The sequence below is a fragment of the Arthrobacter sp. FW306-07-I genome, from assembly GCF_021800405.1.
GTDB lineage: Bacteria > Actinomycetota > Actinomycetes > Actinomycetales > Micrococcaceae > Arthrobacter.
In genome coordinates this window covers 3,604,964-3,617,567 of the sequence record NZ_CP084550.1, presented here as the reverse complement: position 1 = coordinate 3,617,567, position 12,604 = coordinate 3,604,964, and the positions used below count along the sequence as shown (strand labels likewise).

10 protein-coding genes are annotated in these 12,604 nt (G+C 67.0%); 7 read left to right on the top strand and 3 right to left on the bottom strand.

Going from position 1 to position 12,604, the window contains the following annotated elements; genetic code table 11:
- Positions 1-41: 41 nt before the first annotated feature.
- The 5 genes from LFT46_RS16810 (at position 42) to proC (ending at position 7,137) form a co-directional block, all read left to right on the top strand.
- Positions 42-1,697, top strand: a complete 1,656-nt coding sequence (locus LFT46_RS16810; protein ID WP_236820449.1) for a DUF7059 domain-containing protein — start codon at positions 42-44, stop codon at positions 1,695-1,697.
- 129 nt (positions 1,698-1,826) lie between these two features.
- Complete coding sequence (topA, locus tag LFT46_RS16805; protein ID WP_236820448.1) at positions 1,827-4,553, top strand: type I DNA topoisomerase; 2,727 nt, start codon at positions 1,827-1,829, stop codon at positions 4,551-4,553.
- A 57-nt stretch (positions 4,554-4,610) separates the two neighbouring features.
- On the top strand, positions 4,611-5,030 hold the full coding sequence (locus LFT46_RS16800; protein WP_236820447.1) for an SseB family protein: 420 nt from the start codon (positions 4,611-4,613) through the stop codon (positions 5,028-5,030).
- Between the two features lie 7 nt (positions 5,031-5,037).
- A complete protein-coding gene (locus LFT46_RS16795; protein WP_236799566.1) occupies positions 5,038-6,027 on the top strand; it encodes a Ppx/GppA phosphatase family protein in 990 nt (329 codons plus the stop codon).
- Positions 6,028-6,303: 276 nt separating this feature from the next.
- Complete coding sequence (gene proC / locus LFT46_RS16790; protein ID WP_142132678.1) at positions 6,304-7,137, top strand: pyrroline-5-carboxylate reductase; 834 nt, start codon at positions 6,304-6,306, stop codon at positions 7,135-7,137.
- Here proC and LFT46_RS16785 read toward each other — a convergent pair.
- Positions 7,134-7,820 (bottom strand): potassium channel family protein, encoded by a 687-nt coding sequence (locus LFT46_RS16785; protein ID WP_142132679.1) that lies wholly within the window; start codon positions 7,818-7,820, stop codon positions 7,134-7,136. The genes proC and LFT46_RS16785 overlap by 4 nt on opposite strands.
- Positions 7,813-9,246, bottom strand: coding sequence for a TrkH family potassium uptake protein (locus LFT46_RS16780; RefSeq protein ID WP_236799565.1), 1,434 nt, complete (start codon positions 9,244-9,246; stop codon positions 7,813-7,815). The genes LFT46_RS16785 and LFT46_RS16780 overlap by 8 nt, the downstream gene beginning before the upstream one ends.
- 104 nt (positions 9,247-9,350) lie before the next feature.
- On the opposite strand from LFT46_RS16780, the gene LFT46_RS16775 reads away from it, so the two are divergent.
- Both LFT46_RS16775 and LFT46_RS16770 read left to right on the top strand, forming a co-directional pair.
- Complete coding sequence (locus LFT46_RS16775) at positions 9,351-10,562, top strand: acetoin utilization protein AcuC (protein WP_236820446.1); 1,212 nt, start codon at positions 9,351-9,353, stop codon at positions 10,560-10,562.
- Positions 10,563-10,628: 66 nt separating this feature from the next.
- The gene (locus LFT46_RS16770) at positions 10,629-11,225 is read left to right on the top strand and encodes an ArsR/SmtB family transcription factor (RefSeq protein ID WP_236820445.1); all 597 of its coding nucleotides are present in this window, start codon (positions 10,629-10,631) and stop codon (positions 11,223-11,225) included.
- Between the two features lie 4 nt (positions 11,226-11,229).
- On the opposite strand, the gene LFT46_RS16765 is transcribed toward LFT46_RS16770, so the two are convergent.
- Positions 11,230-12,567, bottom strand: a complete 1,338-nt coding sequence (locus LFT46_RS16765; protein WP_272910808.1) for an alpha-hydroxy acid oxidase — start codon at positions 12,565-12,567, stop codon at positions 11,230-11,232.
- Between the last annotated feature and the right edge of the window lie 37 nt (positions 12,568-12,604).

The following is a 12,604-nucleotide window of genomic DNA, read 5'->3' as shown; positions in this document are numbered from 1 at the left end:
CTCCACCGTACCCCGCAGCCATGCCGGACTAAACTTGAGCGGTGCCTAAATCCCCTTACGAGTTCACCGCCGGCAACACCCCCGACGCTCCCCGCAGCGACCTCCCCGGCCTGCTGGCCGCGCTTGCTGCGGACCTGCGCCGCCTGGACTACACGCTCGACGGCGTTGCCCGGCTCCTGGGCCCCACGGCCTCTGCGGCGTTGAACCGGGACCAGACCATTCCCGCACTGCTCGCTGCCGAGCAGGCTGTAAGGGAGGACAGCCGCGTGGTGCCGCTTGCCGCCATCGTCCGCCTCTGGCTCCTCGCCGAGCCACAGGAGCGGGAAACGCTCGACGCTGCGCTGCCGGATACCGGCGTGGAAGGCCTCCTGGAACTGGGGCTGGTGCAGCCCGTTCCCGGCTCGGCGCTGCTCACTGCGAAGGCAGACCTGCGGCCGTACGGCTGGGACAAGAATGATGACGGCAGCGGCGGAGCGGAGCTGTGGGTTGCCAGCGACCTTGCCGCCCATCAGCAGGCGGGCGTGCTGAGGCACGACCACGTCCTGGGCATCGGGCAGGCGTCCACCACCTTGGTCCAGACCACCATCCGCCGCCACACCGAGCGCGCACTGGACCTGGGCACGGGCTGCGGCATCCAGGCCTTCCACCTGCTGCACCACTGCCAGCATGTCACTGCCACTGACATCTCCGAGCGGGCCCTGGCCTACGCGCGGTTCAACATCCTGCTGAATGCTGAGGCGCTTTCGGTGGACCCGGACCGGCTCGAGGACCGGGTGAGCCTGCGCCTGGGTTCCCTGTTGGAGCCGGTCGAGGGCGAGGAGTTCGGGCTGGTGGTCTCCAACCCGCCGTTCGTTATCACCCCGCGCAGCGCGGGCGAGGATGCCGCGGACCAGTTCACCTACCGCGACGGCGGCCTGCCGGGAGATGAGATTGTCGCGTCCCTGGTGGCGGACCTGCCCGGCATCCTGGCGACCGGCGGCTGGGCCCAGATGCTGGGGAACTGGGAAGTCCCAGCGGATGACGCCTGGGACGAACGGCCCAGGTCCTGGGTGCAGCCGGGCACGGACGCCTGGTTCATCCAGCGCGAGCAAGTCAGCCCGGAACAATACGCCGAAACCTGGCTGCAGGACGCCTCGGAATCCCGCGACCGGCAGCACTACCGGGAGGCGTACGCGGCCTACCTTGCGGATTTCGCCTCCAGGAATGTGGCCGGGATCGGCTTCGGCATGGTGTGGCTGCGCCGCCCTGCCAGCGGTGCGCCGGCCGCCATCAGCCGCTTCGAGGAACTCACCTACCCCATCGAGCAGCCCATCGGCCCGCACCTGGGTGCCGCCGTCGACCGTTGTGACTGGCTCGCTGCGCATGATCTTGGCAACACGCACCTGCTGGTGGCGGACGACGTTACCGAGGAACGCCACCAGCGCCCCGGCGCCGAGCACCCAGGCGTGATCCTGCTCCGGCAGGGTGCCGGGCTGCGCCGCACGAACCTGATGAGCACCGAGCTGGCCGGGTTCGTGTCAGCGTGCGACGGCGACCTTACCGCCGGGCAGATTGCCGGCGCTTTGGAGGCCCTCCTGGGCGGGGGTTTTGGCGGCGAGGAAGCCTTCGACGCCGGGTCCTTCCAGGGCGCGCTGCTCGCGGACGTTGCCAATCTGGTCCGCGACGGCTTCCTCATCCCGGCCGGGATCCCGGCCTGACGGGACGCCCCCGTAAGCCCGCAATGGAGCCCCGTCTTTTCCACATGAATGCGCACGATTCCCCAAAATATGGTGAACTAGGCGAACATGGGCTCATCTGCCCCAGCAACCTTTTTCTGTAGGAGCACCGTGCCAAGCAAGGCCAAAACCGGCAAGAAACTCGTGATCGTGGAGTCTCCGGCCAAGAGCAAGACCATCGCCAAGTACCTGGGCGAGGGCTTCATCGTGGAGGCCTCCATCGGTCACATCCGGGACCTGCCGCAGCCGTCCGAACTGCCTGCAGAGCTGAAGAAGACCTCGGTGGGCAAGTTCGCCGTCGACATTGACCACGACTTCAAGCCCTACTACGTGGTGTCCCCGGACAAGAAGAAAAAGGTCACCGAGCTCAAGGCCGCCCTCAAGGACGCCGACGAACTTTATCTCGCAACAGATGGGGACCGCGAGGGCGAAGCCATCGCGTGGCACCTGCTGGAAGTGCTCAAGCCCAAGGTCCCGGTGTACCGGATGACGTTCGGCGAAATCACCAAGGAAGCCATCCAGCGCGCCATGGGCAACCTGCGCGACGTGGACCAGGACCTGGTGGATGCCCAGGAAACCCGCCGCGTCCTGGACCGCCTCTACGGCTACGAGATCTCGCCCGTGCTGTGGCGCAAGGTGGCCCGCGGCCTCTCCGCCGGGCGCGTGCAGTCCGTGGTCACCCGCATGGTGGTGGACCGCGAACGCGAACGCATGGCCTTCAAGGCTGCCTCCTACTGGGACCTGACCGGCCAGTTCGGCGCGGAATCGGGCTCGTTCAAGGCCAAGCTTGCCGCCGTGGACGGCGCCAAGGTGGCGACGGGCCGCGACTTCAACGACAACGGTGAGCTCACCTCCCGGAACGTGGCCCACCTCAACGAGGAACTGGCAACGTCCCTGGCGGCAGGCCTGCAGAACGCAGACTTCCGTGTCCGCTCTGTGGACACCAAGCCGTACACGCGCCGTCCCGCTGCGCCGTTTACCACCTCCACGCTCCAGCAGGAGGCCGGCCGCAAGCTGCGTTTCTCCTCGAAGAGCACCATGCAGATCGCACAGCGGCTGTATGAAAACGGCTACATCACCTATATGCGTACCGACTCCTCGGCGCTGAGTGACGAGGCCGTCACCGCCGCCCGCCGGCAGGCGTCCGAGCTGTACGGCCCGGAATACGTGCCGCAGTCCCCGCGTGTGTACTCGAACAAGGCCGCCAACGCGCAGGAAGCGCACGAGGCCATCCGTCCCGCCGGAGACTCCTTCCGCACGCCTGCCCAGGTGGCGAAACAGCTGTCCGGGGACGAGTTCCGCCTGTACGAACTCATCTGGAAGCGCACCGTCGCCTCCCAGATGGGCGATGCCAAGGGTTCGACGGCGACCATCCGCTTGGGTGCCGTGTCCACCGACGGGCGGGACGCCGAGTTCTCCGCCTCCGGCACCGTGATCACGTTCCCCGGCTTCCTCGCCGCCTATGAGGAAGGCAAGGACGAGACCCGCGGCGACGACGACTCCGACGAAGCCCGCCGGCTGCCCAACGTGGCCAAGGACGACTCCCTCACCGCAACGGGCATCCAGGCCGTGGGCCACGAGACCTCCCCGCCGCCGCGCTACACCGAAGCATCCCTCACCGCGGAACTGGAGAAGAAGGGCATCGGCCGCCCGTCCACCTACGCTTCCACCATTTCCACCATCCAGGACCGCGGCTACGTCCGGAAACAGGGCTCAGCCCTGGTTCCCAGTTGGATCGCCTTCTCGGTTATCCGCCTGCTGGAGCAGCACTTCTCCGACTACGTGGATTACGAGTTCACCGCGGACATGGAAGGCGACCTGGACAAGATCGCCAACGGCCAGGAAGCCGGGGCCTCCTGGCTGCGGCACTTCTACTTCGGCGAGGATTCAGACCCCGGCCTGTTGAGTATCGTCAACAACCTGGGCGAGATCGACGCCAGGGAAATCAACTCGATCCCCATCACGGACGAGATCACGCTTCGGGTGGGCAAGTTCGGCCCGTACCTGGAAAGCTCGGCCGCCGTGGTGGACCCGAAGACCGGCGAGATCGTGGAATCGGCCCGCGCCAACGTTCCTGAGGACCTGGCGCCCGACGAGCTGACCGCTGCCAAGGCCATCGAGCTGATGGAGACAGCGGCGCCGGAGGAGCGCGTGCTCGGCACCGATCCGCACACGGGGCACACGGTGGTGGCCAAGAATGGCCGCTACGGCGCCTACGTCAGCGAGATCATTCCCGAGATGACGGATGACGAACTGGCCAAGCAGCCTGTGGAGTACTACAAGAACGGCAAGCCCAAGCCGCCCAAGAAGCCGGTCAAGGCCAAGCCGCGCACGGGCTCGCTGTTCAAGTCCATGACCGTCGAGTCCGTGACCCTGGACGAGGCACTGCAGCTCATGAGCCTTCCCCGTGCACTGGGGGAGGACGCCGAAGGCAACCTCATCACGGTCCAGAACGGCCGGTTCGGCCCGTACCTGAAGAAGGGCACCGACTCCCGTTCCATCGGCTCCGAAGAGGAAATCTTCACCATCACCCTGGAACAGGCCCTGGAGATCTACTCCCAGCCCAAGCAGCGTGGCGCCCGTGCCGCGGTGCCGCCGCTGGCCGAGTTCGGCCCGGACCCGGTGTCGGAAAAGAACATCGTGGTGAAGGAGGGCCGGTTCGGGCCCTACATCACCGACGGCATCACCAACATCACGGTTCCGCGCGCCACCTCCCTTGAGGAGCTCACGCGGGAGCAGGCAGTGGAACTGCTGGCCGAGAAGCGCGCCAAGGGGCCGGTCAAGCGCACCGCCACCCGCAAGGCGCCTGCCAAGAAGAAGGCAACGGCCAAGAAGTAGCCCGTACCAGCATTTGGCCGGATTGCGGTGGAGAGTCCAACGTGATCGAGTAGGTGTATGACTGAACAGCAGGGAATCGACGACACCAATCCGCTCAACGACCTTGAGGAGAAGCTCTCCACTGGCGGGCAGCCTGACGCGAACCCCGTGGACGTCATCCTGTCGTTCCTCAACAGCGAGGTCTACATCATCAGCTCGGACACGGTGGAAGGCTTGGACTCCCAGGTGGAGCCGCTGGTCCTGGCCAACGCCGATGGCGACCCCGTCCTCGCCGTTTTCTCGCACCCCAGCAGGGTGGACCAGCAGTACCTGGAAGCGGCCCCGAACGTGCTGGGCACGCAGGGGGCAGCCATCATCGCCAACCTCGGCGATGAGCTGGGCATGGTGATCAACCCCGGAGCCGCCTACGGCTTTGAGATCAACCCCGAGGGCGTGGCCAACATCCGGCGCGACTTCAAGCGCGCTGACGAGCAATAATGTCCCCATGCGTCTAGGCGTCCTCGATATTGGTTCCAATACTGTCCACCTGCTCCTGGTGGATGCCCACCCCGGCGCGCAGCCGGTCCCGTTCGCATCGCACAAGCGGCCGCTGTCCCTGGTCCAGTACCTCGAACCGGACGGCAGCATCAGCGACGAAGGCCAGCATGAGCTGACCGAGTTCGTGCTGGAAGCATGGGAATTCGCTGCCCGGCACAAGGCCGAGGACCTGCTGGCCTTCTGTACGTCTGCCATACGCGAGGCCACCAACGGCCCCGAGGTCCTGGCCCGGGTCAAGCACGAAACCACGGTGACCCTGCAGGAGCTCACGGGCAGCGAGGAAGCGTCCATGACGTTCTTCGCCGTCCGGCGCTGGCACGGGTGGGGTGCCGGCCCCATCCTGAACCTGGACATCGGCGGCGGTTCCTTCGAAATGGCCTTCGGCCAGGACGAATTGCCCGAGGTGGCCACCTCCGTGCCGCTGGGCGCCAGCAGGCTCACCAGGGACTGGCTTGCCGGCGACCCGCCGTCGGCAAAGAGCGTCAAGGAACTCCGCCGCTATATCAGGGCCACGCTCAAGCCAGCGGTCCGCGAGTTCGACGGCCTGGGCCGGGCAAACGTGGTGGCCGGTACGTCCAAGACCTTCCGTTCCCTGGCCCGGATCGCCGGTGCCGCCCCCAGCGCTGAAGGCCCCTACGTCAAACGCGAACTGCACGCCTCGGACCTGGGCATCTGGACCCAGCGGATCTCGGCCATGAGCTCGGAAGACAGGCTGCATCTTCCCGGCGTGTCCGAGGCACGGGCCCACCAGCTGCTTGCCGGCGCTTTGGTGGCTGAGGCCGCCCTGGAGATGTTCAAGTTCAAGAAGCTGCGCATCTGCCCGTGGGCCCTGCGTGAAGGGCTCATCCTGCGGCGCCTGGACCAGCTGGTGTTTTCCGGCCCGCTCCAGCCGGCGCCCCACGTGGCCGCCGCGCAGTCGGTGGATGCACCCGTCTAGACGCCGGGCGCCTTGCTGCCTGCCGCCGTCGTACTCCCCGGCGAAGCCCTGGCTGTTGAAAGCCCGCGGTTAAAAGCGGAAGCACCGGGGCGGGCAACAGGAAAATGGGGGAAAACCTGTTGCCACGCCGCCGGTGCCCTGGCAGGCATCCCCATGCCTGCCGCATCACTCGCACCCTCAATGAGGTAATAACTACGTTAGGACCGTAAGTTGTGTGCTGCCTGCGGTGAAGATGGGAGTTGCCTGTGAATGCCTGCCTCCTGCAATGATGGAGGCATGAGCAACCGAATCGCATTCCTTGGCTGTGGATCCATGAACGAAGCCATTCTTGGCGGCCTGCTGAAGGCAGGAACGGACCCCGGGGATGTGGTGGCCACCGTCCGCCGCGCTGAGCGCGCCTCGGAACTGGCCGAACGGTACCACGGCATCACTGCCATCGCGGGCGAGGAAGAGCCCGACAACAACAGGCAGGCCGCCAAGGGATCCGCCGTCGTCATCCTTGGCGTCAAGCCGGTGGGCATCGCGGACCTGGCCCGGGAGATCAGCCCCGCCCTGTCACCGGACACCGTGGTGGTCAGCGTGGCCGCGGCCGTGTCGATCGCCCAGCTTGAGGCCGCATTGCCGGCCGGGCAGCCGGTGATCCGGACCATGCCCAACACCCCGGCAAAGCTGGGCCGCGGCGTCGTCTCCGTGTCGCCGGGAACGCACTGCACCCCCGAGCAGCTTCAGTTGGTCAAGGACATCCTGAAGGGTGCCGGGACCGTCGTTGAGGTCCCTGAGGAGCAGGTGGATGCGCTCTCTGCCATCAGCGGATCCGGGCCGGCCTACGCCTTCTACCTTGCAGAAGCCATGGCCAACGCGGGCGAAAAGCTGGGCCTGGACCGTGAACTGTCCCTGCTGCTTGCGCGCGAAACGGTGGCTGGGGCAGGCCTCATGCTGGCCGAGCCCGGGGCAAACCCCGCAGCGTTGCGCAAGGCGGTCACCAGCCCCAACGGCACCACGGAACGCGCCATTGCCACCTTCGACGAACAGGGCATCCCGGCCATCATCGCCGCCGGCGCCAGGGCGGCCGCCGACCGCGCAGCCGAAATCACCAAGCAGCTCGGCTAGGGGCGCGCTGCGAACCTCTCCAGCAGGTCCACGTGGCCGGAAACGATCAGCATGTCCCGCGAGGACACCTTGGTCTCGGGCCGCGCATAGGTGAAGTCCTCACCCGGGGACTTCACACCCACAATGGTGACGCCGTACTTGGACCGGACCTTTGACTCGTCCAGGGTGAAACCCACGGTTTCGCGCGGCGGGTACATTTTGACGATGGCGAAGTCGTCGTCGAACTCGATGAAGTCCAGCATCCGGCCGGACACCAGGTGTGCGGCGCGCACGCCGGCGTCAGCCTCCGGGTAGATGACGTGGTTGGCGCCGATCCGGGTCAGGATCTTGCCATGCGAGGGCGTGATGGCCTTGACCCAGAGGTGCTCGATGCCCAGGTCCACCAGGTTGACGGTGATCAGCACCGAGGACTCGATGGAGGTGCCCACGCCGACGACGGCGGAACTGAACTCCTGGGCGCCGAGCTGGCGCAGCGCATCGATATTGGTGGCGTCGGCCTCCACCACGTGGGTCAGGAGGGGTGCCCACTTCTGCACCAGGTTCCGGTCCCGCTCGATGGCCAGCACTTCCCGGCCCTGCTTGACCAGTTGCTCTGCGGTGGATGATCCGAAGCGGCCCAGCCCGATCACCAGGACCGGGGAGTTGTGGGCGGGGCGCCGGGGGGCGTCTGTGGAACTAGCCAATGATCGGCCTCTCTTCGGGGTAGTGGTACAACTGGCTGCGCTGGCGCAGGGCCAGCGCGGCGGCGAGGGTTACGGTGCCCACACGGCCTGCGAACATCAGCACCGTGAGGACGTAGACCCCGGCGGGCGGCACCTCGGCGCTCAGGTTGGTGCTGAGACCCACCGTGGCGAACGCCGAGATGGTTTCGAACAATACGCGGTCCAGCGACTGGCCGCTGATGTGCAGCAGCAGGAACGCGGACACGGACACCAGGGTGGCGCCGGCAACGATCACGGAGATGGCCACGCGCATGCTGCCCTGCGGGATGGTCCGGCCGTATACCTTGACGTCGGCATCGCCCCGGGCCTCGGCGATGATGGCCAGGAACATCACCGCGATGGTGGTCACCTTGATGCCGCCGGCCGTTGACGCCGAACCGCCGCCGGCGAACATCAGGGCGTCGGTCAGCAGCATGGTGGTGGAGTCCATCTGGTTCTGGTCCACCAGGTTGAACCCCCCGGAGCGCATCATCACGGAGGCGAACAGCGCGTGCGTGATCTTGTCGCCCACGCCCATGGAACCGATGGTCCGGACGTTGTCCCACTCCATCAGTGCCCAGAGGAATGCCCCAGCCACCAGGAGGATCAGGGACACCTGGATGGTGAGCTTGGTGTGGAGGTTCCACTTCTTCCAGTTCAGGCCGTTCTGCTGCAGGACCATCACTACGGGGAACCCCAGGCTGCCCAGGAAGACCCCCACCATGAGCGGGATGAGGATCCACAGGTCCGTCTCATAGGGCACGATGCCGTCCGAGTGCGGGGTAAATCCGGCGTTGTTGAACGACGAAATGGAATAGAAAATGCCGTGCCAGACGGACTGCCAGAAGGGCTCGCCCAGGGCGAGGAACCGCGGGATCAGCGCCAGCGCCAGGATGCCCTCGATCACCACCGATGTGGTGATGACGATCCGGAGCAGGGTACCCACCTCGCCCAGGCGCCCGGCGTTGTTCATGGACTCGGCGGCAATGATCTTGCCGCGCACACCCAGCCGCTTGCTCACCATCAGGGCCAGCAAGGACGCCAGCGTCAAGGTTCCCAGGCCTCCGATGAAGATGCCCACCAGGATCACCAGTTGCCCGAAGAAGGACCAGTGGACCGCCGTCGACACCACCGTGAGGCCTGTGACGCACACAGCCGAGACTGCGGTGAACAGGGCCTCGTCGAGGGGGGTGGGCGTTCCGTTGGCCGAAGACACCGGCAGGGACAGCAGGAAGGTGAATACGAGGCATACGGCGGCGAAGGCCGTTAGCGCCAGCCGTGCCGGGGTGGTGTTGGCGATGTCGTCAATGAAGTCGCGCAGCCGCGTCAGGATCCAGAGGCCCTCCCGCTCCTGTGCCGGGGGGTGCCAGATGGCCGGGGTCCGGGGCCTTGACTGGCTCTGCGTCATGTGTGGCTTTTCCTCGGTTGAAACGGCTTCCTTCAGTAGTAAACCACTAAAGCCGGCGTCCTGGCCGGGCGGACGGCAGGCTGGGCTCGGGTAGCCTGTGATTGATGACATACCTGCCCGGCCTCAGCCAACCCGCGCCGCCAACGGTGGTGGCGTGGAGTCCTGACATGACAGCCTACAACTTCGGCCCGGGCCACCCCATGGCGCCGGAGCGAATGGAGCTGACGGCGCGCTTGGCCCGGAGCCTCGGTATCTTCGACCTGGAGCACGTTGACGTGGCGGCACCTGAGGTGGCAACTGACGCGGAACTGGAGTCCGTCCATTCATCCGACTATGTGGCGGCAGTCCGCCGGGTCAGCGCGGACCCGTCCCGGCCGGACGAGTCCCGCGGGCTGGGAACCGAAGACGATCCGGCCTTTGCCGGCATGCATGAAGCCGCGGCGCGCCTTGCCGGAGGGTCCCTGCTCGCAGCGCAGCGGGTGCTGGAAGGTTCTGCCGTACATGCCGTGAACTTCGGCGGCGGCATGCACCATGCCGCCCGGGAGCGGGCCAGCGGGTTCTGCATCTACAACGACGCCGCCATTGCCGTGCAGAAGCTGCTCGACGGCGGCGTACGCAAAGTGGCGTACGTCGATGTGGACGCACACCACGGCGACGGCACCCAGAACATTTTTTGGGACGACCCCCGGGTCCTTACCGTTTCGCTGCATGAGACCGGCCTGACGCTCTTTCCCGGAACAGGGTTCGCCAACGAAATCGGCGGCCCGGCAGCCGAGGGGACGGCGGTGAATGTCGCGCTGCCGGCCGGCACCTCCGACGCCGGATGGCTGCGCGCCTTCTACGCCGTGGTGCCGCAGTTGGTGGGCGCCTTCGAACCGGACGTGATCGTGAGCCAGCACGGCTGCGACTCCCACCGCAGCGACCCCCTCACGCACCTCAACCTGAGTGTGGACGGACAGCGCGAGGCAGCGAACGCCGTCGGGCATCTGGCCGAGCGGTACTGCGGCGGCCGCTGGATCGCCACCGGCGGCGGCGGGTACAACGTGCTGGACGTGGTGCCGCGGGCCTGGAGCCACCTGGTGGCCATCGCCGCGGGGCGGCCCGTGCCGCTGCGGACGCCCGTGCCACAGGTTTGGCGGCAGTACGTGGCGGAGAAGTTCGGCAGGGAAGCGCCCGCCCTCATGGGGGATGACGTGGAGCTGTGGTGGCGTTCCTGGGAGGTGGGCTTCGACCCGAATGACGCGGTGGACCGCACGGTCATGGCCACCCGCAAGGCGGTGTTCCCGCTGCATGGCCTGGATCCCTGGTTCGACTAGCCGGCTCCACCAGCGGCAGCCGAAATAGTGATGCCTTTCGGCGTATATGTCGTTAGGGTGGGAGGCATGGTGACAGACGACGTATTTGCCGTCATAGCGGAATCCACGCGGCGGGACATCCTGGTGGCCCTCCGGGCAGGAGACAAAGCCGTGGGGGAACTGGTGGAGGAACTGGCGGCCAGCCAGCCCACCATTTCCAAGCACCTGAAGGTCCTCCGTGAAGCGCAGCTGGTCAGCATGCGCGCGCAGGGCCAGAAGCGGTACTACGCCTTGAACCGGGGTCCGCTGGAGGGCATCGCCACCTGGCTGGAAACGTTCGACGTCGGCACCCGCACCAAAGCCGCCGCCGCACCAGCCGGCCAGGACCAGGCAGTCCCCGCCCACCTGAGGGAGGGCGTCGCCGCTGTGGCGGCGTCGCTGCCGCCTGCCCCAAGGCCCCTGGAAACCGCGCAGCCGACCGGGGAGGAAGCCCCGGCCCCTGTCCTGGTGCGGGAAGGCGCCGAGCTGAGCCCCGCCGTCGTGATTCCCGGCGGCGCCACCGCGCCGCTGAGCGACGACAGCGTTCCGCAGCAAATCGGACGCACCGTTGGCCGCGCCGCCACCAAGGCGGCCGACCTGCTGGCGAACCTTCCCAACCTGCCCAAGTTTGGGCGTAAGAAGTAGGGAGCTACTGTCCCAACAGCCGCACGTGGTCCGGGGTGAGGTCGGAAACCTGGCTGACGCCCAGCAGGGCCATGGTGCGGACCATGTCCTTTTCGAGGATCTGCAGGGTGCGGTCCACACCGGCCCGGCCGCCCGCCATCAGGCCGTAAAGGTACGCACGGCCGATCAGGGTGAAATCGGCGCCCAGTGCCAGCGCGGCCACAATGTCCGCGCCGCTCATGATGCCGGTGTCCAGGATGATGGCGGCATCGCTGTTGTCGCTGGCGAAGGCCTGCTTGACCTCGGGCAGCAGGTGGAACGGGATGGGCGCGCGGTCCAGCTGGCGGCCGCCGTGGTTGGAGAGGATCACCCCGTCGGCGCCGTGGTCCACAACGCGGCGGGCGTCTTCCACGGTCTGGATGCCCTTGACCACCAGGTTGCCCTTCCACGTTTCGCGCAGCCAGTCCAGGTCCTCGAACGTGAGCGTGGGATCGAACATGGAATTGATCAGGTCCGCCACGGTGCCCGTATAGCGTGACAGCGAGGCGAAGGTGAGCGGCTCGTGGGTGAGGAAGTTGAACCACCAGGCCGGCCGGTAGGACGCGTCCAGGACGGTCTTGAGGGTCAGGGCCGGCGGGATGGTCATGCCGTTGCGGACGTCGCGGAGGCGGGCGCCGGCCACGGCGGTGTCCACGGTGACCATGAGGGTGTCGTTGCCGGCCTTGGCGGCGCGCTCGATGAGCTCCAGCGAGCGGTCCCGGTCGGTCCACAGGTACAGCTGGAACCAGTTGCGGCCGTTGGGGGCCGCCTCGGCGACGTCCTCCAGGGAGGCGGTGCCCATGGTGGAGAGGGTGTAGGGGATACCTGCGGCCTCCGCCGCCTGGGAGCCGGCATATTCACCCTCGGACTGCATCATCCGGGTGAAACCGGTGGGGGCGATGCCCACGGGCAGGCGTGAAGGCTTGCCCAGGATGTTGGTGCTGAGGTCGATGCTGGAGACGTTCCGCAGGATGCCCGGCCGGAACTCGATGTCCAGGAACGCCTGGCGTGCGCGGCGGAGGGTAATTTCCGCTTCGGCTGCCCCGTCCGTGTAGTCGAAGGGCGCCTTGGGCGTGCGGCGCTTGGCGATGTCGCGGAGCTCCCAGATGGTGCTGGCCCGCTTCAGCCGCGCCTCCTTGCTGAACTCCGGCTTCTTGAACTGCATCAGCGGGGCCAGGTCGGAGTACTTGGGGACCCGCCGTTTCAGGGCTGGGGGCAGGGCGGACGACGACGGAGCCTTGGCAGGTGCCGGCGCTGCGGGGATGTCCGTGGCGTCCGGCGCCGGGGTGGCCTCCGGATTGTTGGGCTGGATGGTGTGCGTCATGGCTCCTCCTATGGGGTTGGGTAGCTTCGGGTGGCGG

What these genes read in the sequence shown, in the direction of transcription:
- LFT46_RS16800 (WP_236820447.1), top strand. Translation starts at nt 4,611, where the DNA reads ATGACTGAACAGCAGGGAATCGACGACACCAATCCGCTCAACGACCTT.
- LFT46_RS16795 (WP_236799566.1), top strand. Translation starts at nt 5,038, where the DNA reads ATGCGTCTAGGCGTCCTCGATATTGGTTCCAATACTGTCCACCTGCTC.
- proC (WP_142132678.1), top strand. Translation starts at nt 6,304, where the DNA reads ATGAGCAACCGAATCGCATTCCTTGGCTGTGGATCCATGAACGAAGCC.
- LFT46_RS16780 (WP_236799565.1), bottom strand. Translation starts at nt 9,246, where the DNA reads ATGACGCAGAGCCAGTCAAGGCCCCGGACCCCGGCCATCTGGCACCCC.
- LFT46_RS16775 (WP_236820446.1), top strand. Translation starts at nt 9,351, where the DNA reads ATGACATACCTGCCCGGCCTCAGCCAACCCGCGCCGCCAACGGTGGTG.
- LFT46_RS16770 (WP_236820445.1), top strand. Translation starts at nt 10,629, where the DNA reads ATGGTGACAGACGACGTATTTGCCGTCATAGCGGAATCCACGCGGCGG.
- LFT46_RS16765 (WP_272910808.1), bottom strand. Translation starts at nt 12,567, where the DNA reads ATGACGCACACCATCCAGCCCAACAATCCGGAGGCCACCCCGGCGCCG.